This is a genomic window from Bradyrhizobium sp. USDA 327 (assembly GCF_041262065.1).
GTDB classification, from domain to species: domain Bacteria; phylum Pseudomonadota; class Alphaproteobacteria; order Rhizobiales; family Xanthobacteraceae; genus Bradyrhizobium; species Bradyrhizobium liaoningense.
The window spans coordinates 3,475,439-3,499,542 of record NZ_JBGCCW010000001.1 but is presented as its reverse complement, the minus strand read 5'-3'; the positions used below and the strand labels follow the sequence as shown (position 1 = coordinate 3,499,542).

General features: G+C 61.6%; 16 protein-coding genes, 1 tRNA gene and 1 pseudogene. 8 read left to right on the top strand and 10 right to left on the bottom strand.

The features are described from left to right. Window positions 1-52 precede the first annotated feature (52 nt). The 4 genes from ABIA42_RS16075 to ABIA42_RS16060 all read left to right on the top strand — a co-directional run bounded on the left by ABIA42_RS16075 (window position 53) and on the right by ABIA42_RS16060 (window position 1,820). Window positions 53-457, top strand: a complete 405-nt coding sequence (locus ABIA42_RS16075) for a GFA family protein (protein WP_370123348.1) — start codon at window positions 53-55, stop codon at window positions 455-457. A gap of 55 nt (window positions 458-512) precedes the next feature. Continuing rightward, a tRNA-Val gene (locus ABIA42_RS16070) sits at window positions 513-589 on the top strand. 84 nt (window positions 590-673) lie between these two features. Beyond that, window positions 674-934 carry a hypothetical protein gene (locus tag ABIA42_RS16065; protein ID WP_370123350.1) on the top strand — a complete coding sequence of 87 codons (261 nt, stop codon included), beginning with the start codon at window positions 674-676 and terminating at the stop codon, window positions 932-934. 25 nt (window positions 935-959) lie between these two features. Beyond that, the gene (locus tag ABIA42_RS16060) at window positions 960-1,820 is read left to right on the top strand and encodes a class I SAM-dependent methyltransferase (RefSeq protein WP_271529330.1); all 861 of its coding nucleotides are present in this window, start codon (window positions 960-962) and stop codon (window positions 1,818-1,820) included. Window positions 1,821-2,067: 247 nt separating this feature from the next. On the opposite strand, the gene ABIA42_RS16055 is transcribed toward ABIA42_RS16060, so the two are convergent. The 5 genes and pseudogenes from ABIA42_RS16055 to ABIA42_RS16035 form a co-directional block, all read right to left on the bottom strand. Continuing rightward, the gene (locus tag ABIA42_RS16055; protein WP_271529329.1) at window positions 2,068-3,018 is read right to left on the bottom strand and encodes a cation diffusion facilitator family transporter; all 951 of its coding nucleotides are present in this window, start codon (window positions 3,016-3,018) and stop codon (window positions 2,068-2,070) included. Window positions 3,019-3,020: 2 nt separating this feature from the next. Then, window positions 3,021-6,240, bottom strand: a pseudogene (locus ABIA42_RS16050) (efflux RND transporter permease subunit). Beyond that, window positions 6,233-7,207, bottom strand: a complete 975-nt coding sequence (gene ihpB / locus ABIA42_RS16045) for a divalent metal ion exporter adaptor subunit IhpB (protein ID WP_370123354.1) — start codon at window positions 7,205-7,207, stop codon at window positions 6,233-6,235. The pseudogene ABIA42_RS16050 and the gene ihpB overlap by 8 nt, the downstream one beginning before the upstream one ends. Continuing rightward, window positions 7,204-8,478, bottom strand: a complete 1,275-nt coding sequence (gene ihpA / locus ABIA42_RS16040; protein WP_370123356.1) for a divalent metal ion exporter subunit IhpA — start codon at window positions 8,476-8,478, stop codon at window positions 7,204-7,206. Before ihpA ends, ihpB begins: the two co-directional genes overlap by 4 nt. A gap of 55 nt (window positions 8,479-8,533) precedes the next feature. Continuing rightward, entirely contained in the window at window positions 8,534-8,896 is a 363-nt protein-coding gene (locus tag ABIA42_RS16035; protein WP_271529325.1) for a hypothetical protein, read from the bottom strand. Between the two features lie 456 nt (window positions 8,897-9,352). On the opposite strand from ABIA42_RS16035, the gene ABIA42_RS16030 reads away from it, so the two are divergent. Next, on the top strand, window positions 9,353-10,243 hold the full coding sequence (locus ABIA42_RS16030; protein WP_370123358.1) for a hypothetical protein: 891 nt from the start codon (window positions 9,353-9,355) through the stop codon (window positions 10,241-10,243). A 61-nt stretch (window positions 10,244-10,304) separates the two neighbouring features. On the opposite strand, the gene pepT is transcribed toward ABIA42_RS16030, so the two are convergent. Then, window positions 10,305-11,555 carry a peptidase T gene (gene pepT / locus ABIA42_RS16025; RefSeq protein WP_370123361.1) on the bottom strand — a complete coding sequence of 417 codons (1,251 nt, stop codon included), beginning with the start codon at window positions 11,553-11,555 and terminating at the stop codon, window positions 10,305-10,307. 104 nt (window positions 11,556-11,659) lie between these two features. Then, window positions 11,660-11,974 carry an HU family DNA-binding protein gene (locus ABIA42_RS16020; RefSeq protein WP_370123364.1) on the bottom strand — a complete coding sequence of 105 codons (315 nt, stop codon included), beginning with the start codon at window positions 11,972-11,974 and terminating at the stop codon, window positions 11,660-11,662. A gap of 590 nt (window positions 11,975-12,564) precedes the next feature. Between ABIA42_RS16020 and ABIA42_RS16015 the strand changes: the two genes are divergently transcribed. Both ABIA42_RS16015 and ABIA42_RS16010 read left to right on the top strand, forming a co-directional pair. Further along, a complete protein-coding gene (locus ABIA42_RS16015; RefSeq protein ID WP_370123366.1) occupies window positions 12,565-14,850 on the top strand; it encodes an AAA family ATPase in 2,286 nt (761 codons plus the stop codon). Further along, window positions 14,847-16,826 carry a hypothetical protein gene (locus ABIA42_RS16010; protein ID WP_370123369.1) on the top strand — a complete coding sequence of 660 codons (1,980 nt, stop codon included), beginning with the start codon at window positions 14,847-14,849 and terminating at the stop codon, window positions 16,824-16,826. Before ABIA42_RS16015 ends, ABIA42_RS16010 begins: the two co-directional genes overlap by 4 nt. A 15-nt stretch (window positions 16,827-16,841) precedes the next feature. Here ABIA42_RS16010 and ABIA42_RS16005 read toward each other — a convergent pair whose 3' ends face one another. Genes ABIA42_RS16005 through ABIA42_RS15995 form a run of 3 tightly spaced genes read right to left on the bottom strand, consistent with a single transcriptional unit; the run spans window position 16,842 to window position 23,199 of the window. After that, window positions 16,842-19,973 carry a type I restriction endonuclease subunit R gene (locus tag ABIA42_RS16005; RefSeq protein WP_370123372.1) on the bottom strand — a complete coding sequence of 1,044 codons (3,132 nt, stop codon included), beginning with the start codon at window positions 19,971-19,973 and terminating at the stop codon, window positions 16,842-16,844. Next, window positions 19,970-21,322 (bottom strand): restriction endonuclease subunit S, encoded by a 1,353-nt coding sequence (locus ABIA42_RS16000; RefSeq protein WP_370123375.1) that lies wholly within the window; start codon window positions 21,320-21,322, stop codon window positions 19,970-19,972. Before ABIA42_RS16000 ends, ABIA42_RS16005 begins: the two co-directional genes overlap by 4 nt. Further along, window positions 21,319-23,199: an N-6 DNA methylase gene (locus tag ABIA42_RS15995; RefSeq protein WP_370123378.1), complete on the bottom strand. Its 1,881-nt coding sequence runs from the start codon at window positions 23,197-23,199 to the stop codon at window positions 21,319-21,321. The genes ABIA42_RS16000 and ABIA42_RS15995 overlap by 4 nt, the downstream gene beginning before the upstream one ends. A 216-nt stretch (window positions 23,200-23,415) precedes the next feature. On the opposite strand from ABIA42_RS15995, the gene ABIA42_RS15990 reads away from it, so the two are divergent. Next, the gene (locus ABIA42_RS15990; protein WP_370123381.1) at window positions 23,416-24,099 is read left to right on the top strand and encodes a recombinase family protein; all 684 of its coding nucleotides are present in this window, start codon (window positions 23,416-23,418) and stop codon (window positions 24,097-24,099) included. The last annotated feature ends 5 nt before the right edge of the window (window positions 24,100-24,104 follow it).

Sequence of the window (24,104 nt, the reverse complement as noted above, 5' to 3'; positions counted from 1 at the left end):
TAAAACGGCGCCTTCGGGCGCCGTTTTTGTTTGAGGGGAAGGGGGGGAGGCAATGCACATCGACGGACAATGCCATTGCGGAAAGATCACCTTCGAGGCCGAGATCAATCCGGAGGAGGTCTCGGTGTGCCATTGCACCGATTGCCAGGCATTAACCGGCTCGCCGTTCCGGGTGACCGTCATCTGTTCCGCGGCCGATGTCCGCCTGACCGCCGGCACGCCAAGGATTTACGGCAAGCGCGGCGACAACGGCCGGATGCGCTTCCAGCACTTCTGCGCCGACTGCGGTTCCCCGCTGTTCACGAGCGGCGAGGGCGACCAGGCCGACGATTGGGGCATCCGCTGGGGTAGCATCCGCCAGCGTGACCAATTGCGACCGGTGCGGCAGATCTGGTGTCAGTCCGCAGCAGTCTGGATCGACGCGGTGGCGCTGCTGCCGGGAAGGCCGGGGGATTGAGGTCGGACCGGGGGTACTTGCCCGGTCGGGCTGCGAGAGGCTAAAGAGGCGGCGAGGGCGGTTAGCTCAGCTGGTTAGAGCATCTCGTTTACACCGAGAGGGTCCGCGGTTCGAATCCGTGACCGCCCACCATTCCCAGAGACATGTGGGCTTCGCGATCTGCTCGCCGGACTGGATACGGCAGAGCTAACGCTACTGGCATGGGGCGAGCCGGCCATGTTTGTTATCGAGGACGAAGCGCACGCCGAGTGGCACGGCCAATTTCAGACACGCCAGCAAGCACTCGCAGAGTTGCAGCGGCTAGCTGCGATTCCCTGGGACCAAGAGCCCAATCGTGCACCATGCACCAGCTGGAAGAATTGTGGTCGCCGATATGAGCTAATCGAGTACGACAGCGCCACGCCATGGAGAGAGTTTTCCCGCACGCTTCTCCTTGAGATTTCTGCTTCCGGCGCGCAGTGGGTTATCGAGACGTAGACGAGCGACAATCAAGAGGCTCCCAATGGAACAGCCTAGCGGACACGAGCAAAACGCCGACCAGATCGCCTATTGGAACGGGCCGAGCGGGCAGCGCTGGGCCGACCGCCATGCGGCGCAGGAGAGCCTGCTCGGCCCCATTGCCGACGTGCTGATCGACCGCGCCAGGCCGAAGCCGGGCGAGCGCGTTCTCGACGTCGGCTGCGGCTCCGGTGCGACGACGGTGGCGTTCGCGAAGACCGTGGCGCCGGATGGCTTTGCGCTCGGCCTCGATGTCTCCGAGCCGATGCTGGCGCAGGCGCGCGCGTTTGCGCCGAAGGGCCTGCCGCTCGATTTCGTGCTGGCGGATGCGACCGTCTATCCGTTCGAGCCGGCGAGCTTCGATCTGCTCGCCTCGCGCTTCGGCGTGATGTTCTTCGCCGATCCCATTGCGTCCTTCACCAATCTGCACCGCGCGCTGAAACCGACCGGGCGGCTCGCCTTCGCCTGCTGGCGCGAGCCGAAGGAGAACCCGTGGATGATGGCGCCGCTGATGGCGGTCTACAAGCACGTGCCGAAAATGCCGCCGGTCGGTCCGGAGGAGCCGGGCCCGTTCGCCTTCGCCTCAGAGGAGCGCGTGATGCGCATCCTGAAAGGCGCAGGCTTCGTGGATGTGGCGATGGAGCCGCACAATCTCGCAATGGACATCGCGATCGGCGGCGGCCTCGATGCCGCCGTCGACGGCTCGCTCCAGATCGGCCCGGCCAGCCGCGCGCTCCAGGGCCATCCGCCGGAGACCTATGAGGCCGCAAAGGCTTCGATCCGCGAGATGCTGACGCCGTTCCTGAAGGGGCAGAGCGTGGCATTGCAGGGCGCGATCTGGATCGTGACAGCGAAGGCGGGGTAGCGAATTCGCTGCTCCGTGACGTTGTGGCGTGCACTGTTGTCGCAAACTCGGCGTCGTCCCCGCGCAGGCGGGGATCCATAACCACAGGGAGTAATTTGGCGCGCAGCTGGTTACTCCGAGTCTTCGCCAAACCGCTCCCTGTGGTTATGGATCCCGGATCGGCGCTGCGCACACGACAACGCTGCGCGTTGTTGTGAGCTACGCTTGTCCGGGACGACAGCGGAGATTGGAGCGGCCACGCATCCCCTCACACCACGTCATCCGGCGCCAGTGCGCAGCCGTTGTCGGGATGCGTCTCGACCTGGAGTGTGGTGTGACCGATGCGGAAAGAGGCCTTCAGCAGCTGCGCCGTCTCCATCAGGAATGCGTCGCCGCCGCCTGCGGGCATGACGAGGTGGCAAGTCAGGGCCGTCTCGGTGGTGGAGATCGGCCAGACGTGGAGATCGTGGATCCCTGAGACGCCGGGACGGGCCAGAAGGAAAGCTCTGATCGCGGCGAGGTCGGTGCCCTTGGGCGCCGCTGCCATCGACATGTCGATGGACCCGCGCAGCAGGCTGGTCGTGCTCCAGAGGATGGTGGCGCAGATGACGAGGCTGGTGACGGGATCGAGCCAGAGCCAGCCGGTCCAGATGATCAGCGCCGCCGAGACCACGACGCCGAGTGAGACCGCGGCGTCGGCGGCCATGTGCAGGTAGGCGCCTTCGATGTTGATGTCGTCCTTGCGTCCGCTCGCGAACAGCATGGCGGTAAACCCGTTGATGAGGATGCCGATGCCGGCGACCACCATCACCGTAACGCCTGCGACCGGCTCCGGCTGCTGCAGGCGCAGGATTGCCTCCCAGCCGATCGCGCCGGTTGCGACCAGCAGGAACACCGCGTTCGCAAGTGCCGCGAGGATGGTGGAGGCGCGCAGGCCGTAGGTGAAGCGGCCGCTCGGGGCACGGCGCGCTGCGATGGAGGCGCCCCAGGCCACCACCAGGCCGAGCACGTCGGAAAGATTGTGACCGGCGTCAGCGAGCAGGGCGGTGGAATTGCCGAGATAGCCGTAGACCGCCTCGGCCACCACCAGCGCGATGTTGAGCGAAATGCCGATCGCGAACGCCTTGCCGAAACTGGCGGGCGCATGGGCGTGGCCATGGCCATGATCATGGCCGGCATGGTCATGGTGGTGATGACCGTGATGGTCGTGGCTTCCCACCTCTAGCGCTCCCCGGAAGCTGCCAAGTCGGGCGCCATTGTAGGCGCTTCCCGCGCTACGTCACGACGGAACAGGACATAAAGCGCCGGCAGCACCAGGAGCGTCAGCATGGTGGAGGAGATGATGCCGCCGATCACCACGGTCGCGAGCGGCCGCTGCACCTCGGCGCCGGCTCCGGTGGCGAGCGCCATCGGCACGAAGCCGAGGGAGGCGACGAGGGCCGTCATCAGCACCGGCCGTAGCCGCGTCAGTGCGCCTTCGCGAACGGCCTCCACAACGGATCGTCCCTCGCTGCGCAGACGCTCGATGAAGGCGATGATCACGAGCCCGTTGAGCACGGCGACGCCCGACAGCGCGATGAAGCCGACGCCGGCGCTGATGGACAAGGGAATGTCGCGCAGCAGCAGTGCCGCGACCCCGCCGGTCAGCGCCAGCGGCACGCCGGAGAACACCAGCGCCGCATCCGCCGCCGATCCCATGCCCATGAATAGCAGCAGAAACACCAGCAGCAACGCAACCGGCACGACGATGGTGAGCCGCTTGGTCGCGGAGACCAGCTGCTCGAAACTGTCCGCCCCAGCCGATGAAGTAGCCCGGCGGCAGCTTGACCTTCTCGGCCACGGCCGCCTCGGCCTCGGCCACGAAGGAGCCGAGGTCGCGCGCGCGGACATTGGCGGTGACGACGATCCGCCGCTTGCCGTTCTCGCGGCTGATCTGGTTGGGTCCGGGCGTCGCATCGACGGTTGCGACCGACGAGAGCGGCACATAGCGCATCTGGGTGAGGGAAGAGGCGGACAATGCTGTTCGGACCGGCGTGTTGGCCGTGGCCTCCTCACCGGGCGGCAGTGGGATCGGGATCGCCCGGATCGCCTCGAGATTGCCGCGCAGATGCTCAGGCAGGCGCACGACGATATCGAAGCGGCGGTCGCCCTCGAACAGCTTCCCGGCGGACTTGCCGCCAACGGCGATCTCGACGATGCCCTGCACCTCGGCAACGCTGAGGCCGTAGCGGGCGAGCGCCTGGCGGTCGAGCCGCACGGTGAGGATCGGCAGGCCCGCGACCTGCTCGATCTTGACGTCGCTGGCGCCGCGGATGCCCCGGATCGCGGCCTTCACCTGTCTTGCGGCGCCTTGCAGGATGTCGAGGTCATCGCCGAAGACCTTGATGCCGACATCGCTGCGTACGCCGGAAATCAGCTCGTTGACACGGAACTGGATCGGCTGGGAGATCTCATAGGCGCTACCCGGAATCTCGTCGGCAGCATGGTCGATCGCCTCGATCACCTCGGCTTTCGGCTTGTCCGGGTCGGGCCATTCGGCGCGCGGTTTGAGCATGATGTAGCCGTCGGTTTGCGCTGGCGACATCGGGTCGGTTGCGATCTCCGCGGTGCCGATGCGGGTGAAGAACTCCTTCACTTCAGGGATCTGCTTGATGCGCTTTTCCAAGGCCTTCTGCAGGTCCAGCGACTGGGTGAGGCTGGTGCCGGGAATCCGGATCGACGCCAGCGCGACGTCGCCTTCGTCCAGGCTCGGAATGAACTCGCCCCCCATCCGCGCGGCGGCGATGCCGCTCGCAACCACGATGACCACGGCCATGACGGCGACCGCGGCCCGGTTGTCGATGGCAAAGCGGAGCAGGGGGAGATAAGCGCGCTTGGCGACCCGCATGAACAGGTTTTCGTGTTCGGACACCTTGCCGGTGACGAAGATGGCAACGGCCGCCGGCACGAAGGTGATGGAGAACAGCACGGCGGCGCCGAGCGCCATCAGCACGGTCAGTGCCATCGGCGTGAACATCTTGCCTTCGACGCCGGTCAGCGTCAGCACGGGCAGGTAGACCACGGCGATGATTAGTGTTCCGAACAGGCTCGGCTTGATGACCTCGCTCGACCCGCGCTGGATCGCCCGCAGCCGCTCCGGGAGCGTGAGCAGGCGACCCTTCTCGCGCTGGGCCTCGGCCAGCATGCGCAGGCAATTCTCGACGATGATGACGGCGCCGTCGACGATGATGCCGAAGTCGATCGCACCCAGGCTCATCAGGTTCGCGCTGACCTTGGTCTCGACCATGCCGGTGATCGTCATCGCCATCGAGAGCGGAATGACACAGGCGGTGACCAGTGCGGCGCGGATGTTTCCGAGGATCAGGAACAGCACGGCCACCACGAGCGCCGCGCCTTCCAGCAGATTGTTCCTGACCGTTCGGATGGTGGCCTCGACGAGGTCGGTGCGATCGTAGATAGTCCGCGTCACGACGCCTTCGGGCAGCGATTTGGCGATGTCCTCGATGCGGGCTGCGACCCGGCGGGCGACGCTGCGACTGTTCTCGCCGATCAGCAGCATCGCAGTGCCGAGCACGGTTTCCTCGCCGTCTCGCGTCGCCGCGCCCGTGCGCAGATCGCGGCCTTCGATGACGGTCGCGACATCCCTGATCCTGACGGGATTGCCGCCGCGCGAGCCGATCACGATGTCCTGGATTTCGGCGATGTTGCCGACCTGTCCCGGCGAGCGCACCAGATATTGCTCGCCATTTCGCTCGATATAGCCGGCTCCGACATTGGCATTGTTGGCGGCCAGCGCCGTCATGACGTCGCGAAAGCCGAGCCGGTAGGCCATCAGCTTGCCGGGGTCCGGCAGCACGTGGAATTGGCGCTCGAAGCCTCCGATGGTGTTGACCTCGACCACGCCCGGCACGTTGCGGAGCTGCGGCCGGATGATCCAGTCCTGCACGGTACGCAAATCGGTCAGCGAATAGTCGTGGCCGCCTTGCGTCTTGGCGCCCGCCTTGGCCTCGACGGTGTACATGAAGATTTCGCCGAGCCCGGTCGAGACCGGCCCCATCGCGACCTCGACGCCCGCCGGGAGTTGGTCCTTCACCTGCTGGATGCGTTCGCCCACGAGCTGGCGGGCGAAATAGATGTCGGTGCCGTCCTTGAAGACGATCGTCACCTGGCTGAGGCCGTAGCGCGACAGCGAGCGGGTGTAGTCGAGCTTCGGCAGCCCGCTCATAGCGGTCTCGACCGGGAAGGTGATGCGTTGCTCTGTCTCGAGCGGCGAATAGCCGGGCGCGCGGGTGTTGATCTGGACCTGGACGTTGGTGATGTCGGGCACGGCGTCGATCGGCAGGCGCTGGAAATTCCAGGCGCCGAAAGCGACGGCGCCGAGCGCGAGCAGCAGGACCAGCCAGCGCTGATGCAGCGAGGCGGCGATGAGACGCTCAATCATGCTCGGCCTCGCCCTTGCCCATCTCCGCCTTCACGACGAAGCTGTTCTCCGCGACGTAGTGCTCGCCGGCCGCGAGCCCTGCCTTGATCTCGACGAACCTCGGATCGGAATCCCCGAGCTCGACCGGGCGCGCCTCGATCTTGTCGCCGTCCTCGCGCACGAACACGATGGTCCTGTTTTCCAGCGTCTGGATCGCGCTTCGGCGCACGGCGACCGCAACATTGCGGGTGGCGAGGATCAGCCGCGCCGTGACGAAGAGACCGGGACGCAGGCGTCCGTCCGGATTTGCCAGCACCACGCGCGCCAGCGCGGTCTGGGTCTCGCTGCTGCCGATCGGCGCCATGTAGGAGATCGTGCCCTTGATCTCGCCGCGTCCGTCGTCGGGATCGATCAGCACCTCGTCGTTGATGCGGACGCGCCTCAAGTCCTGCCGGTAGATCGACAGATCGACCCAGATGGTGGAGAGGTCGGCGACGACGAAGGCAGGCTTCTGCTCGGAGGCGTATTCGCCGAGCGAGATCTGCCGCTCGATGATGGTGCCGGCGAACGGCGCCTTCAGCTCATAGACGGTGAGACTCTGGTTGCTCTCGATCGTGGCGAGCAGATCGTCCTTGGCGACCTTGTCGCCGATGCGCTTCAGGATGGACTTGACGACGCCCGGAAAGCGCGGCGTCACCTGCACCACGGCTTCCTGGTTGGCGCGCAGGATGCCGTTGAAGGCGAGGGTGTCGGTCAGCGTGGCGCCCGCGGCTTCGGCCAGCGTGACGCCCGCGGCCGCGAGCTTGACGTCGGAGATCCGGACGCGGTCGGCGCCGTGCTCGTCCTGCTCGACATGGTCGTTCGGCTTCTTTTCGGAATGCTCTGCATGCTCGGAGTGTGCGAGCTTGGCCGGGGCGAGCAAGGAATAGCCGTAAGCACCGAGCGCGGCGGCAACGATGGCGACGAGAAGGGTGGAGAAGGTCCTCATCGTGCGTTCTCCCGCGCCAGCGTGAAGGGATTGCCGACGAGGCCCTCGATGATCGCAACGCCGGCATGGAAATTCTGCAGCGCCTCCTGCTCGCGCAGCCGCGCCTGGGTGACGCTGGCCTGGGCGTCGAGCACCTCGAGCAGGGTGAAGCGGCCCTGGCCGTAGCCCTGCGAGATCGCCTCGGACGCCTCGACGGCCTTGGGGATCGCGGTCTCACGCAGCACGGCGAGCTCGCGCAGCGAGCCCTGGACCGAGTCATAGGCGCGGCCGGCAATCACGATCAGCGTGTTGCGGTTGGCCTCGCGCTCGGCCCTGGTCTTGGCGAGGCTTTCCTGCGCCGAGAGGATGTTGCCCTGGTTCTGGTCGAACACGGGGATCGGCACGGAGACGGTCAGGCGCGCCGCATCGTCGCCCGTTTCGTTGAAGTGGCGCCAGCCGGCGGCGATCCGCACGTCGGGATAGGGTTTGAGCCGCGCCAGCAGCAGCTCGGCATTGCGCTGCGCGTAAACGGCGGTCCAGCGCACCAGTTGCGGATTGGCATCGATGGCGGCAACCACCGCCTGGAAGGTGGGCGGGCGTCCCGTGGTGTCGAGCCGGCCGGAGACCTCGCCGTATTTTGCGGCTGGATCGCCCATCAGCACCGCAAGCTCGCGCCGGGCGCTGGCCAGCGTCGCCTTGAAGCGCTCGCGGTCGGCTTTCACCAGGGCGGAGGCGACCTCGGCACGGCCGGTCTCGGCGGGCGAGGAGGCGCCGGCCTCGACGCGGCGGCGCAGCAGCGGCGTCAGGCGGTCGATGGCGGCAATCTGCTCGTCGAGGATCTGAATGCGCCGCTGTGCGCCGAGCACGCTGAGGAAGGCGATCGCGGTCTCCGACAGCACCTCCAGCCTGACGGCCTTGCGCTGGATCGCGGCCACTTCGACGCCGGCGACGCCTGCGGCAATCCGCGCATCGCGCTTGCCGAACAGCTCGAAGGCCTGGCTGATCTGCAGCGTGGTCTCGGCCGATCGCGTCCCGCGATATTTGCCCGAGCCGAAGGAATCGTCCTGTTCGTAGGACAGCTCCGGGTTGAAGAGGGCGCCCGCCTGGATGCGCTGGCCCGTGGCGATGCCGACGTCGCGCTCCGCCGCCGTCAGCCGCGGGCTTGCGGCCAGCGCGCGCGACAACGCGCTCCGCATGGTCAACGTCTGGGCGTGAGACGGCGCAATCGCGAGTCCGGCAATCAGACACGCCGCCGCGCACGCCAGGCGCGCGGCCATTCCTCTGAAAAACATCAAGCCGACCTGTGAAGGATGAACCTATTGGGCGCGGGACGCCCGACCAATCCGTTCAGGCTATATGTTTGGGAGGCGGCGAGTCGGTATCCAGGACAATTCCGGCGAGCCGGGATGCATGTTGCGGGCTCGGTGCGGAAACAAGCGCGACCGATGCGGTCGACGGTGCCGGCTGTGTCACCGTCAGCGAAAAGCAGCCATGACAGTGATGGCTGCCGATGACCTTGTGGTCGCTGTGGCCCGCGGGGCCGTCAAGGGCCGCCACGATCTCCGAGCCGCCGCCGGGCGTGGTGACGTCGATGTCATGCGAACCGTGCAGCGCGCTCGCGAGCAGATAGACGGCCGCGATCAGCACGGACAGCAGCCCGCGCCAGTTGCGCGGGCGGCAAGATCCTGAGGGCTGGCGGTTTGCGAGCACGACGTCTCTCTGGTTGCGGTCTGTGCCCGGCCTAGCATGGGCGCGGGAACAGTGTCGACCCGCAACATTGTTACGTCACTGGAACAATTGCCGCAGTGGCGTTGCCAGCCTCTCACTGGCGGGTCATGGCGCGTCGCTCTGAGGTCATGGCTTTGATGGCAGCCGTGCGGGACGCAGGCAACGCCGAGCGCAACGCAAAAAGGCCCCAGCCCGAACGAACGGGCTGAGGCCTTGTGTGCTCACAATCTCTATCCTTGGGACTTGAGCGGATAACCCTCAATTGCGCAGTTCGTTCCCGCGGCTCTGTCCAAATAGGAACGTTCCTCATACCCAGCGATTTAGCGATCGGAAGAAACCGAGGAGGACCAACAATGGACGGACTGATTTACTTGATCGGCTTGATCGTGGTCATCATGGCGATCCTGTCGTTCTTCGGCCTGCGCTGAGAGCGGTGCGATGACGATCGAAACTCTCGTGCGCGAAGAGATCATGGAAGGCGGCCTGGAGGGCGAAGCTCCTCGAACCATCCAGTGGAGCTCGGTGTTCGCAGGCGCGCTTGCGGCGGGCGCAATGTCGTTCATCCTGCTGGGCTTTGGTGTTGCGATCGGCCTTGGTGTCAGTTCGGCCTCGCCGACCTGGCGCGATGCCTCGGCTGCGCTGGCGCTGCTCTCCGGGCTGTATCTGATCATCCAGGCGGTCATCAGCTTTGGCTTCGGCGGCTACATCGCCGGACGGACGACGCGGCCGGCACCCGCGCTGGCGACGATCGAGGACGACGGCGAGCGACGGGACGGGCTGCATGGGCTGATGTCCTGGGCGCTCGCCGTGCTGCTCGGAGCCGCTCTGCTCGCGCTGCTCGGGGCATCTGCGGTTGATCGTTCGCCATTGCGCAGTTCGGCCGGCAACACGTCCGCGGCCGAGCCCCTGCTGAGCTATGAGCTCGACAAGCTGTTCCGCGCGCCGCGGCGTCCGCCTAACACGGACCTTCGCGAACCGCGCGCTGAAGCGGGACGCATCTTGATGACGTCCTCGAGCCACAGCGGCGTCACCACCGACGACAGGGCCCATCTCGTGCAGCAGGTGGCCGCGCTCACGGGTCTGGCGGCGCCCGATTCCGAAAAACGGGTCGATGTGCTGATCGCGGAGTCCAAGACGGCTATCAACCGCGCGCGGCGCAACTCGATCATCGTCGCGTTCTCGGTCGCAGCCGCGACCCTGATCGGCGCGGTGGTGGCATGGGCGGCGGCCGCCGCCGGTGGGCGGCATCGTGACGGCGCACCGTTGCCGAACTGGATGGCGAATTCAAATCGCTTCCACCGCAATCCGCGCGCGATGCCGGTGCCGTAGTCTCAATGCAAATGGCCGGGCGTGAGCCCGGCCATTTCAATACTTACGACGGTGAAGGGCCCTAGGCCCGTTCCTCCCAGATCATGGCGAGGTGGACGATGGTCTGCACCGCCTTTTCCATGTCCTGCCGGCTGACCCATTCGAGCCGCGAATGAAACGCATGCTCGCCGGCGAAGATGTTGGGGCAGGGCAGGCCCATGAACGACAAGCGGGAGCCGTCGGTGCCGCCGCGGATCGCGGTGCGCATCGGGCGCAGGCCGGCGCGGCGGATCGCCTCGATGGCGTATTCGAGGACGTGCGGGTGACGATCGATCACCTGCTTCATGTTGCGGTATTGCTCCTTGACCTCGAATTTGTAGGTCGAGCGCGGATAGTCCTTCATCACGTCCTTGACGATGCCCTCGAGCAGGACCTCCTTCTCCTTCAGCCCTTCCTCGGTGAAGTCGCGGACGATGAAGGAGAGCGTCGCCTGTTCCAACGCGCCCTCGATGCCGATCGGATGCAGGAAGCCCTGCTTGCCCGAGGTCGTCTCCGGTGAGCAGCCTTCCTTCGGCAGCCGCTCGACGATGGCGGCGGCGATCTTGATCGCGTGCTCCATCTTGCCCTTGGCGTAGCCGGGATGGGCGCTGACGCCGTTGATGGTGATGGTGGCACCGTCGGCCGAGAAGGTCTCGTCCTCGACGCAGCCGGCGCTCTCGCCATCCATGGTGTAGCCGAAATCGGCGCCCAGCTTCTTCAGGTCGACATTGTCGACGCCGCGGCCGATCTCCTCGTCCGGCGTGAACAGGATCTTGATGGTGCCGTGCTTCACATCGGGGTTGTTGAGGAAGAAATGCGCGGCATCCATGATCTCGGCGACACCGGCCTTGTTGTCGGCCCCCAGCAGCGTGGTGCCGTCCGTGGTGATGATGTCGTTGCCGATCTGGTTCTTCAGCGCCGGGTGCTCGGCAAAGCGGATTACCTGGCTGGTGTCGCCGGGCAGCACGATGTCGCCGCCACGATAGTTCTTCACCGTTTGCGGTTTGACGTCCTTGCCGGTGACGTCGGGCGATGTGTCCATGTGCGAGCAGAAGCAAATCACCGGCACCTTCTTGTCCGTGTTGGCCGGAATGGTGCCGTAGACATAGCCGTAATCGTCGAGATGAGCGTCCTCGACGCCCATGGCTTTCAGCTCGGCGGCGAGCACGCGGCCGAGATCCTTCTGTTTCTCGGTCGAGGGGGAGCTGGGGGATTCCGGATCGGACTGAGTGTCGATGGTGACATAGCGCAGGAAGCGCTCGGTCACGGTGTGCGAAAAGGTGAGGGAGGACATTTCTGGTCGAACCGCCGAACTTGAGGGAAGGCAGGCGGTATATCAGAAAAGCCGGCCGCGATGCGGCCGAACGAACCCCGATCAGGCCTAATGAATCGTAAGCGCTAGATCGCCTCTTTCAGTTCCTTCACCGGGCGGAACGCGACCTTCCTGCTGGCCTTGATGTGGATCGCTTCGCCGGTGGCGGGATTGCGGCCGGTGCGGGCGGCGCGCCTGCGGACCTGGAGGATGCCAAGGCCCACGATACGGACACGGTCGCCCTTCTTGAGGTGCTTGGTGATCAGGTCGACCATGTCGGTCAGGACGGCTTCGGCGCGCTTTTTCGAGAGGTCCTGGCGCTCCGCGATGTCGGCGGCGAGGTGCTTGAGCGTGATGGTCGCGGGAGCGGCTGCCTTCTTCCCCGAATCCTTCTTAGCCATGACTGGCCTCCTCGATTCCACTGACACGAAGCCCCGGAAAAGCCGGAAACGCGCGGGGATCCCTCTAAGTCTCGGAGGGCGTAGACGATTCGGGCGTGGGCTGACTATGCCGAGAGTTCCCGCCGGACACCGGCAATCGCTGGCGCAGATGCGACAGGCGTGGAGAAATTCAGGCTAAGACTATGAAGGGATTGCCAAAATGGCGCGAGAGACGGGGCTCGAACCCGCGACCTCCGGCGTGACAGGCCGAGAAATCAGCTGGAGATTCAAATGCAAGAGACACTTTGTGACACGAAAGTGGGGCGAAACTCCACGACAAGTGTCACGAAACTGGGAGCGAATTTCCAGCTGATGCGAGCCTGTCCTCCGGGCCGTTTGGCCCGCTTGTTTGGCTGCCCATGTTGCCGAGCTTGCACGTCATGGTGCCAACCGGGTCGGTTCGCCTCTCGATCCAATGATCAACTATATTTTGGTCCGAGGGTGTCCGAATCTACCTCGGGCACTATGGTGCAGGACCTGTCTGGAGCGTGCTCAGAACGATTTTGGGGTGAATAGTGGATCATTTGGACCAATACCTTACGGGTGCCTACTTGAGTGACAAGCAAGAGCTTGCCTCAGTTCAGCGAGTGATCCAGGAGGCTGCGGCTACGCTTCTCTGCGCATTTGTCGAAAACGAGGGCTGGCCATACCGAATTTCGCGGGGCCAGGTGGAACCTCCGCCCAAAAATCTGTCGCAGAGCACTACTGCGATGGTTTCGCTGGCGTTGTGGAAGCTGCTAAATAACTGGCAACGGCCGAACGCTCTTGTAGTAGCTCCTGAGTTCCCAGCCGTCCCTCTGTCGGACAGGGAAAACGTGCAGGGTATTGCGGAACGAGCAACATCTCTCCTGACCGACAAGATCAGGAAGGAAGATGGGAGCGTTAGCACTTGGTCGACCACATACGGACGTAACGATCCGGTTACGCTTTCGTTCTTGGCGGACCTGAACTTGGTGCGCGGCCTCCCTGGAGATGAGGCGGTTTGGGCTCGGGTTCGAGAGTACGTATTGAGTCGGACCTCGGAATTCCGATCGGGCCTGTTCGTCCAATCCCAATGGTTTCGAGATCACACGAAATTCTTTTCGGACCTTCCGATCGCCGAGCAAGGAAAACGACCTGAATACGACGTTATCGCAAACGCGATCATTCCACTGAGGATCGTTCAGGCCGTTCGAGCCGTCCACGATGGTAAAGAGCAGGACGTTCCTTCCTATCGGGAATATTTCGAGACGACGCTGCACGACCAGCTTTCATTCAGCTCAATTCCAGATAGCCGGTTCGACCCCGCCGAACTCACATTCTGCCTCGAAGGACTATTGCTGGCGCAACGTGACGCCGTCGATCAGACACTGTTTCGTCGCGTGGTGGATGTTCTGGCCAAAGCACAACAGGAAAGTGCGTTCTGGCGTCCGAACAAGCCCTTCATGGCGACTAGCAAGGGTTTTGCGCTATTTCCGGTTAGCGTAGAGGTCGCTAATTCCCTCCTGCGTTCATGTGAGATTTACGACGGGGCTCAACTGCATGATACGTTTGGCTCGGCAAGTCTCGGTTTGTTTCGCCGATATTGGCAATGGCTTCGAGCCCGCACCATCCGTTTTCGCACGACGAACGGTGACGATTTGGTGGGATGGCACTCAGAGCACATCAACGAGACGGGCTCAATCCACGTGTGGGAAACCAGCCAGGTCCTAGAGTTTTTACTCGCTTATCATCGGCTACTCCAAGCTCACGTAGCTCGGACCACCCTGATTCTGTCCCGATTCAGTATGCGGCCCACGAAGGTAGACAAGGGCAACAAGCCGGAATGGCTGCACATTCAGAAGGAGTTTGAACCAGTAACTCACCTTGGGTCCGGCTATGAAATTTATCGGCAAATTGCAGATGATTTCATATCGGGTTGGTTGGCGAACACTCGAAGCAACTATTCCATGCTGCTGTATGGACCGCCCGGGACCGGCAAGACAACGGTCGCAGAGAATATTGCCGACGCGCTCGGATATCGGATGATTACGATCACCGTGAGTGACTTTCTGGCCGGTGGTGGCGCGCAATTGGAAGCTCGTGCAAAGGCCATTTTTGAAGTCCTGATTTCTCAGTCCAATTGCGTGGTATTGTTCGATGAGATCGACAACTTCTTGCTCGATCGCGACAGCGATCGCTATACGAAGCAGGATAGCCCCTTTCAGTTTATGACGCCGGGGATGCTGACAAAACTAAACGACTTGCGCAGAGAAAAGCGGTTGCTCTTTGTGATCGCAACGAACTACGAGAACCGCATCGATCCAGCTATTAAGCGGACCGGCCGCATCGACAAACGATATTTGGTGCTTCCTCCAGATGGTGTCGCTCGAAAACGATTGCTGACCAGATTTCTTCGAGACTTCAAAGCTCAAGGTGATCTCGATCCTGCTCGCATAACCGATTGGACCGGTTTGACTGCGGCCTCGCTGTTTCTCGGGTTCAAAGACATTGAGGGAGCTGTGGCCGACGCGCTCAAGTCCGACCGACCGAGTGTGGAAACACTTCAAAGCATTCTGGCCGAGCGTGCGCGAACAACCAGTTTGAGCATGTACTCAAACAAGCTGAAGGATCCCTTAGATCGTGACGCTCCGGTCGAGGAGTTCCTATGTCTGATCGGGCTTGCCTTGGAAACGGAAGCCGAGCTGAAGGATACCGCGACGTGCAAGGCGATGAGGGTTGCGGCGAAATCAATTCAGGCGCGTGACGGCGTCACTGATACCAGATCGGGAGTGAAGGCGTTCGCGCCCGGATTAAGGTCTGACGTCGTCGATCAGATAACTGCCGAGTTGGATAACGCTCAAAAAGCTGAAGCATGATCACTGATATGGCTCACGACAGTACGTTAGAAAGCCGGGAACATCGGCTACTCATGCAAGCTTGGGAGTGTGCATTTGCCGGGACCTCAATCGTCTATTTGAGTGGGCCGATTACGACGGGGCCTCGTTTCGTCAGGTGGTATAGTGAAGTGGGGAAATCGCTCGCTGACCGCTCTGAATACGCTAAGGCCCTTCGCGAGCATGTCATTGAACCGAACAACAAGGATCTCCAAGCCGCCGCGACGCGGCTGCGCTTGCGGCTTCGAGAACCCGTTCTAGAGCCGGCCAGCCTAAATATCGCTGAATGGTCGCAGGTAGACTATCTCACTCTATGGGATCGAGTGATAGAGCGCTTTGCTGGTAGAGTCGTGCTGCTGCCGGGTTGGAATTTTAGCGCCGGCTGCGCCGCCGAACTTTCGCGGGCCATCAGGAAGGGTCTTCCGATAGAGACCATCGATGGCTCGTCAATTAGTGTAGCTCAAGCTATTGAACTCTTGAGTGATGCAGCAGGGCAAGTCGCGCAGGCGCAGATACCCATTCCAAATCTACGATCGGTGGCTGACCAACTCACGGCGGAGTTTCAACAGAAGTTGAGTCCGGCCAGCGCAAAGCAACAGGAGCTTGTTCGCAAAGACGCTTCTCTTGATCGGCTTGCCGAGTTGATCAATGTTGCGCAATTCGTGAGCTTCTCGCCGCGGCGGGCCCTTCTTCGACAGGAGTTCTCGCGCGTTCTTGGGCTGCCACCCAATTACCGGTTTCAAAGCTTGCGCCACGCCCTGGGTACCCTTCTCGAACGGAGCGCCGAAAGCTCGATCAACCTACGGAGTTACACTCCAGAGAGTCCGCAGAGTCGAGAGTTCATTTATGGAATCAAATCACTTGAAGAGGCAGTTGCTGCTGCGGAGCGTCTCGGCTCCGAAGGGCTGTATGTTATTGCGAATGAGACGGTCGATATTCACGATGGTGGTGTTTCCGGTGTCATCATGGACGACGTTGTCGAGTTTGCTCCGGATGACACACCGCGCGGTGTTGAAAAGCCAGGCGTGGCGTCGCTCCCTAGGCATTGGGGGCTCTCGATCCTCGGAACCGTATATGGTTTCGCACCAGATTTGAATGTGCCCCGGACGAGTCGTCTCGAATTCAGCATCCATCCAAAACCGCGAGGTTGGCGCAATTCGCATACGTTGGGCTGGGAGTACGTAGATTCGGACATTATAGACTTGAAACCCAAGCTCAGTTGGCCCAATCGGTTTAGCCGCATGATCGGAGACAAGGTCTATGGTCTCCTCGTTGCACATAGTGTTGGCTTGCCCGTCCCTCGCACAACGGTGGTGAACCGTCGGGTCGCTCCGTTCGTATTTGGTCAGCCAACTGGGTCCGACGAGGTCTGGCTGAGAACTAGTCCAACAGAGCAAATTCCAGGAAAGTTCACGACCAGGAAGGGCTGGGCAGATCCATTCAGAATCCTTCAGAATGAAGACCCGGCCGGAACGGCGATCGCGTCCGTTCTTTGTCAAGCTGCTGTGCCCGCCTTTTGTTCCGGCGCGGCGATCGTCACAGCAGATGATGAGCTCGTGGTTGAAGGTGCTTCCGGAGAAGGCGAGGCGTTCATGAAAGGGGAGGCTGGCCCAGAACGTCTACCTGCGACCGTTGCCGCCGATGTTGAAGCGCTCTATCGGAGAGCCGCTGCGTATTTGGGGCCGGTCCGTTTCGAATGGGTTCACGATGGCCGCTCCGCTTGGATCGTCCAGCTGCACAGAGGCGCTACACAGAGCACGAGTGCCGTGCTGGTCCCAGGGGATGCCGAACACTGGATCCCCTTTGATGTCACTGTCGGCCTAGAGCAGCTCCGCTCCACAGTTTCTAGCTTGGATCCAGGAGCAGGTTTGATTCTGCGCGGCGATGTTGGGTTGACCAGCCACATCGCGGATGTGATCCGGCGGGCGGGTGTACCCGCCAGGATCAGCACGGGCTAGGGTCGCGTGTTGATATCACCGAGATGGTAACGGAGTTGGTGCATCCGCCTTATCTCTTAACGCCTCGTACAGTTGACCAGGCCCAAGCAGGACGTCCTTCAGCCCCTCTCGTACCCGCTCGCTGTCGATAGCTTGCTTGCTCATAGTCGTGTGAGCCGCCAATGCATCCATCACCGCGTTCATGATTTCCTTAGAAAGCGTCGGCGAGTTGGCGAATTGCGCCTTGGTGTTGTTGCTGGCCTGAAGAACCAGCTCTTCGGACTCCAGCAGCTTTCCCTTGATGACGTTGTTCACGTAAACGAGCTGATCGTCGTCGGTCAGATCGCCTTCGAACAGATCGTTTACCTTGGCAATGATCTCTTCGAGCCGCGCCTTCTCTTTCTCGTGCAGTGAACCGGAACCGGCCTCCGACAGGGGCGGCAGCTTGGGCGCTTCACCATCCCCGAGCGGCAACTGCCGTTTGCCTTGGTCTTTTAGGCTATGATGGGTGAGCTTTACCTTCGACAGGTCGATGCCTTCGCGCTCGCGACCGAACTCCAGGAGCGGGATCAGCCGCCGGTAGAACATGAACCGCTTCTCGATGGCCGTGTTGCCATAGTCGAAGATTTGCGACAGGAAGCTGTACGTGCGCTGGAACGCGCCCATGTCACCCTTGAACAGGGTGAGCGCATTGATCTCGCCATTGGCTTCCTCAATGGCCTTGGCGTCGTCCTTCGCTTGCGCTGTCTGAAGCTTCTCCTGGGCCTGCTTGAACCGTTTCAGGAGGCGATCCACCACCGGCTCAAGGGCTGCGATCAGGTCACCCTGCTTGGCTTTTGGGTTCATTTCGACCGCCACGACGCGATCGACTTCGAACTCGTCGTAGTGCCCCAACGCGTCGAGTTTGGCCCGCAGGTCATAGACGAGGTTGGGGTCGGTGACGCTCTCCAGCTCGGCTGTGTCGTAGTAGGTCTTGAACGCCGCTAGCACCTCTTCCGAGCTGTTGACGAAGTCCAGCACATACGTCGTGTCTTTGCCCGGATAAGCACGGTTGAGCCGCGACAATGTCTGCACGGCCTGGATGCCCGCAAGACGCCGGTCTACATACATGCCGCAAAGCAGCGGCTGATCGAACCCTGTCTGGAACTTGTTTGCGACCAGGAGGATCTGGAACTCGTTGCCCTTGAAGGCGTCCCGGATATCGCGTCCATTCAGGCTGGGGTTCAGCGCCTTGCTGGATTCGGTAAAGGGATCAGAGCCGGACTCATGGTCAATCACCTCACCTGAGAAGGCGACCAGCGTCCCGATCTCGTAACCACGGGACTTGATGTACTTCTCTATAGCGAGTTGCCAGCGCACTGCCTCAACGCGGCTTCCCAGCACGACCATGGCCTTGGCACGGCCCTCCAGCAACGGCGCGACGCTCTCGCGGAAATGCTCGACGACGATCTGTACTTTCTGGCTAATGTTATAGGGATGCAGCCGAACCCAGCGCATAATCCCCTTCAGCGCCGCATCGCGCTCGACTTCCTTGTCGTCCCATTCCTTGCCGTTGTTGGCGAGGCGGAAGGCCAGCCGGTATGGCGTGTAGTTCTTCAGCACGTCGAGGATGAAGCCTTCCTCAATGGCTTGCCGCATCGAGTAGACATGGAACGGGGCAGGCAGATTATCATCACCAACCGGCCTATTGGGTTTCGGCGGACGCCCGAATAATTGCAGCGTCTTGGCCTTCGGCGTGGCTGTGAAGGCGACGTAGGTGATACCCTTGTCGTTAGCGCGAGTCGCCATCTGAGCAGCCAGCACGTCCTCTGTGCTGATCTCGCCGCCGTCCCCCAGTTCGGCCAGCTCCTCGGGCGATAGCACTTCCTTGAGTTTTGCGGCAGCTTCGCCGGTCTGCGACGAGTGCGCCTCGTCGGCGATCACCGCGAAACGCTTGCCTTCAGTAGCTGCAAGCCTGCGAACCTCTTCCAGGGCGAACGGAAAGGTCTGGATGGTGCAGACGATGATCTTCTTGCCTGCCGCAAGCGCCTCCGCGAGCTGCCCGCTCTTGCTCGCTCCTTCGGACTTGATGGTCGCAACCACGCCAGTGGTGCGCTGGAAGTCGAACAGTGCATCCTGAAGCTGGGCGTCGATCACGTTGCGGTCGGAGATGACGATGACGGTCGAGAACAGTTTCTCGTTGTTGGCATCGTGCAGGTCGGCGAGAAAGTGCGCGGACCAGGCAATCGAATTGGTCTTGCCGGAGCCTGCCGAGTGCTGGATCAGGAACTTGCCGCCTGCTTCCTCGTCAAGAACCTTGGCTTGCAGCTTCCGGGTGGCGTCGAGCTGGTGATAACGCGGGAAGACGATGCTAGTGATCTTCTTCTTGTCGTCACGCCGGGTCACGAGATAGCGGCCAGTTATCTCCAACCAGCTATCGCGTTGCCAGACCTCCTCCCAGAGGTAGCTCGTGCGGTGACCGGCCGGGTTCGGCGGGTTGCCCTTGGCTCCGTGGTCACCCTTATTGAAGGGCAAAAAGGCGGTCGCTGGACCGGCAAGCTGCGTCGTCATGTGGACTTCACTGTTACTGACGGCGAAATGCACCAGGGCTCCGCTAGGGGAGTTCAGTAGCGGCTCGACACCTTGCCCCTTGGGGCGCGGGTGGCGGTCGAAGCGATACTGGTCTATGGCATCGTCAATGCTCTGGGTGAAGTCGGTTTTGAGTTCGGCGGTTGCGACCGGAAGCCCGTTGAGGAACAGCACGAGGTCAAGGCAGTTTTCATTCGCCGAGGAGTAGCGCACCTGCCGCACGACTCTCAGGCGGTTCGCGGCGTAACGAGCGAGGATGTCGGCGTTCATCGCCAGCGCTGGTTTGAACTGGGCGAGCGCGATGGGCTGGCGCAACCCGATCAGCTCGACGCCGTGCCGCAGCACGTCGAGAGTGCCGCGATCATCGAGCTGCTTGCGGACGCGGTCGAGCAGGATACCTTCGGCACTCGCGCCGTGGTTCTTCGACAAAGTCTGCCATGCGGTTGGCTGCGTGGCTTGCACCCAGGCGAGAAGATCAGCCGGAAAGAGGGCGCGAGGGCGGTCGTAGAGGGCTGCATCGCCTTCCGCATAGAGCCAGCTCCCCGCGGCGAGATGGCCGCAAATCTCGTCCTCGAAGCTGATCTCCTTGTGCAGGCTCATGCGGCGACCACCGCCGTTGAGGCTTTGGCGCCTGCTAGGCCGCGAAGGTCGATTTTGCCAGTGACAGCAGCAGAGATCAGGGCGACACGGTGCTCTTCGAGCAATTCGATTGCTTTTGCGGCTTCCCCGGTAAGTGCATCAAGCCTACCCAATTCTGCGTCTAGGTAGTCCAGTATCTGTGTTTGCTCCGCAGGAGACGGCACAGGGATCTGCATATTCCCCAAGTCTTCCATCGAAAGGTTCGGTTGGGCCGATTGTACGGATGCCAGTTTTACCCTCTCCTGAACGAAGGCAGTGGACATCCAGAAATTGACGAAAGCCGCATGTCGCTTGTCGCGGCATCGAACAAATGCAACAGCCTGGTTAGTGTTCGCAGGTAACAAATCCTCGGTAACCACGGCGGATTTTCCGGTTGTTGCCCCAGCGATCACAACGAGAACATCGAGATCGTGCAGGTTACTTCGGACCATTAGGCGATGAGTCTCTGGTGAAATAAAGAACTCAGGTTCGCTTGAGACCCTGCCATCCGTGATGTTCTCGGCCTTTAGGAAGCGGACGCCGGTTTCGACGAACTCAGCGCCTATCGTGGTGGGCGTCGTTCCCTTCGAAATGAAAGCGGATAGATGCTTGATCCGCTTCACCTCCCAATGCGTGGGCACTTCGTCCATACCCTCAATTCCGGTCCGCCGTGTCGGCGCGTTCCGGTCGAGTCCCTTTGTAACAGCGTCTGAGATGACCGCCTGCCGCTTCTCCTTGAGCAGTTCGATCAACCGCTGCTGCTCCGACACTAGTGCATCGATCTTCGCTACCTCGCGGTGGAGAAAATCGATGATTGCGAGTTGCTCGTCATGCGGCGGCAAAGTCAGGTATAGGTCTTTGAAGCTGTCCCAATACAAGCGGAGACGGAAGTCAGTCACCCCGTGCGAATGCCGCCTCATTTCCTCGATTGCATTAGGCGTACGAAGGAGGTGCTCAACAAAAACCGTTGAAAACCGAGACTTCGGCCGAGCGACGACGTACGCAGGGCTGACCATTCCTGTCGCACGAACGGTTCCGAACCCGCCCTGCCAGGCTCGCATCATGTTGTAAACGAGATCGTCGGGTTGAACTCTTTTGTATTTTGATCTGTCGTCACTGCGACTGACTTTGCGGTCCAACTGCTCATCGTTCAACTCGTCGTCAGAGACCCCATCGTGAATTGAAACACTCAAAATGGGCAAGTCCTCACTGCCTTGCTCGGCAACCTCGTTGAACAAATGGGTAGCTCGGAGCACATCCCAATGCTCGGGGATGCGGCCGAGCCACTCGACACCGGAATCTTTATATCTCGGGTATCGTGGAAAACTCATGCCGCCAACCCTTCGATCATCGCCTTTATGCGGGCTGTCACCCGAGTCAGGTCGGCGTCGATCTCGGCCAGAGGGCGCGGTGGTTTGAACACGTAGAAGTGCCTATTGAAGGGGATTTCGTATCCCGTCTTGGTCTTCTCCTCATCGATCCACGCATCGCGCGCGTGGGGTAGTACCTCGCGCTTGAAATAGTCTGCAACGTCGTCCGAAAGCGGCACATTCTCGGTGTCGCGCAGTGAAGCGTCGGGTTGCGGATTGCCCTTCTGCTTGCCCTTTGTGCTTAGTACCACCTGCCCCTTCTCGTCGCGCAGTGGGCGCTCTACTGTAATGGTGCGATAGCCGAAAGCATTATTGGCAAAGATACGAGAGAGTGGCGCGAGATTCACCTTGCCGCTCTGGGGCGGGACCGGCGGGGTCTTGCCTGCCTGCACCACCTGCTGAGTTATCTCCTTGCCTTCGACATCGAACACGGTAGCGAGCTGGGCTTCGACAAACGAGCCGAACAACTTTGTCACCTCGGCGATGTGCGCATCACTCATCTCCTTACGCTTGGAGCCGAGGCTCTTGCGCATCTTCTGCCAGAACGAGCTGGCGTCGATGAGCTGCACCTTGCCCTTCCGCAGCGACGGCTTCCGGTTAGAGACGATCCAGACGTAGGTCGAAATACCAGTGTTGTAGAACATGTCGGTCGGAAGGCCGATAATGGCCTCGACCAGATCGTTCTCTAGCAGGTAGCGGCGGATTTCGCTCTCGCCCGATCCTGCGCCGCCAGTGAACAGTGGTGAGCCATTAAGAACGATGCCGAAGCGGCTGCCTCCGTCCTGCGCAGGACGCATCTTGGAGAGGAGATGCAGCAGAAAGAGCAGCGACCCATCGGATACGCGCGGCAGGCCGGGACCGAAGCGGCCATTGAAGCCTTGGCTCTCGTGTTCCTTGCGCACCTCCTTCTCGACCTTCTTCCATTCCACGCCGAACGGAGGATTGGAGAGCATGTAATCAAACTTCGCGTGAGGATGTCCATCTTCCGACAAGGTGTTGCCCGCGACGATCTTAGTCACATCCTGCCCCTTGATCAGCATGTCCGCCTTGCAGATTGCATAGCTCTCGTCGTTCAGCTCCTGGCCGAACATGGTCAGCCGAGCCTGCGGGTTCAACGCGGTAAGGTGCTCGCCCGCAACTGACAGCATGCCGCCCGTGCCAGCCGTGGGGTCATAGATGGTGCGGACCACGCCTGGCTTGGTCAGAACGTCATCGTCTTCGACAAACAACAGGTTGACCATCAATCGGATGACTTCGCGCGGCGTGAAGTGTTCACCGGCAGTCTCGTTTGAAAGTTCAGCGAACTTGCGGATCAGCTCCTCGAAGGCTAGTCCCATCTCGTGGTTGTCAACGGCCTCGGGATGCAGGTCGATACCTGCGAACTTCTCGGTGACAAGATAGAGCAGGCCGCCCTTCGCCAGCTTGTCAATCTGGTTCGAGAAGCTGAACCGTTCGAAGATGTCGCGCACTGCAGGTGAGAACGCCTGAATATAGGCGTAGAGGTTCTGGCTGATGTGGTCCTGATCACCCATCAGCTTACGCAGATCGAGATCGGAAGTGTTGTAGAAACTCAGGCCCGACGCGCGGAGCAGGAATGGGTCCGGGTTCAGGCCCGCCTTCTTCTTTGCCGCGAACTCAGCCAGCACCTTCGCCTTGGTGGGCTCAAGCACACAATCCAGACGCCGCAACACCGTGAACGGCAGGATCACCTTCCCATAGTCAGACTGCTTGTAATCACCCCGCAGTAGATCGGCCACGGACCAGATGAAGGAAGACAGATTTTGGTGGTTCACGATCGGGAAAGCCCCATGATTCCTGAAGGAATGCCAATTTGCCAAGGGCATTCTCGGACGACAACCCCAACTTGTGGCCGTGAACTGCCAGAAAGTAGCCCGCCCGTATGGTGGCCTTCGCATGGTCGCCAAGTTTGCTCCGGCTCTAGCAGCACCGACCGGGTCGAGCCGTCCGGAGCCGCGCTCGATTAGGGTTGTTGAACACTGATCGTTGTTGTACAGATATCTCAAGAAAACCGTACAATAATTCGGGGTAAGTTGATGGGAAACAAAGGCAAACGGGTGGACGCTGTGGGCTATCTCCGCACGTCCTCAGCTACCAACGTCGGAGCGGATAAAGACAGTGATCGCCGCCAGCGCGTGGCCATCGCCAGCTTTGCCCGGGCAAATGGGTACGAGCTCGTCGGCGAGTTCTACGATGCCGCGGTCAGTGGGGCCGATCCCGTGGCTGAGCGGCCCGGCTTTGCAGCAATGCTCGACCGCATCGCCGGCAACGGTGTCAGGACCATCCTCGTCGAGAGCCCGGACCGCTTTGCGCGCGACCTAGCCGTCCAGCTGGCTGGTCACGATCACCTACGGAGTCTGGGCATCACACTGATCCCGGCGAGCTCGCCTGACTTTTTCATCGAGGACACCCCGACAGCTGTCCTAGTGCGCCAGGTGCTCGGCGCCATCGCTCAGTTCGAGAAGGCCACTACCGTAGCGAAGCTTCGGGCCGCACGTCAGCGCAAGCGTGAAGCTGTTGGGAAGGTGGAGGGGCGGAAAAGCTGGGCGGAGATCAAACCCGAGCTAGTTGCCACAGCAAAGCGTTTACGCCGCCGTTCAAGGAAAGGACACCAGCGATCGCTGCGTGCCGTCGCCGAGGAACTCGCGAAGCTAGGTTACACAAACGAACGCGGTGCGACATTCTCCGCCTCGTCGGTAGCGTCCATAATCGCTAGCTAACATGG

Bases quoted from the DNA above. Each gene is read 5' to 3' on its own strand.
- ABIA42_RS16005 (WP_370123372.1), bottom strand. From the start codon at position 19,973: ATGAGCCTGCACAAGGAGATCAGCTTCGAGGACGAGATTTGCGGCCAT.
- ABIA42_RS16010 (WP_370123369.1), top strand. From the start codon at position 14,847: ATGATCACTGATATGGCTCACGACAGTACGTTAGAAAGCCGGGAACAT.
- ABIA42_RS15990 (WP_370123381.1), top strand. From the start codon at position 23,416: ATGGGAAACAAAGGCAAACGGGTGGACGCTGTGGGCTATCTCCGCACG.
- ihpB (WP_370123354.1), bottom strand. From the start codon at position 7,207: ATGAGGACCTTCTCCACCCTTCTCGTCGCCATCGTTGCCGCCGCGCTC.
- pepT (WP_370123361.1), bottom strand. From the start codon at position 11,555: ATGTCCTCCCTCACCTTTTCGCACACCGTGACCGAGCGCTTCCTGCGC.
- ABIA42_RS16020 (WP_370123364.1), bottom strand. From the start codon at position 11,974: ATGGCTAAGAAGGATTCGGGGAAGAAGGCAGCCGCTCCCGCGACCATC.
- ABIA42_RS16000 (WP_370123375.1), bottom strand. From the start codon at position 21,322: ATGAGTTTTCCACGATACCCGAGATATAAAGATTCCGGTGTCGAGTGG.
- ABIA42_RS16060 (WP_271529330.1), top strand. From the start codon at position 960: ATGGAACAGCCTAGCGGACACGAGCAAAACGCCGACCAGATCGCCTAT.
- ABIA42_RS16075 (WP_370123348.1), top strand. From the start codon at position 53: ATGCACATCGACGGACAATGCCATTGCGGAAAGATCACCTTCGAGGCC.
- ABIA42_RS16065 (WP_370123350.1), top strand. From the start codon at position 674: ATGTTTGTTATCGAGGACGAAGCGCACGCCGAGTGGCACGGCCAATTT.
- ihpA (WP_370123356.1), bottom strand. From the start codon at position 8,478: ATGTTTTTCAGAGGAATGGCCGCGCGCCTGGCGTGCGCGGCGGCGTGT.
- ABIA42_RS16030 (WP_370123358.1), top strand. From the start codon at position 9,353: ATGACGATCGAAACTCTCGTGCGCGAAGAGATCATGGAAGGCGGCCTG.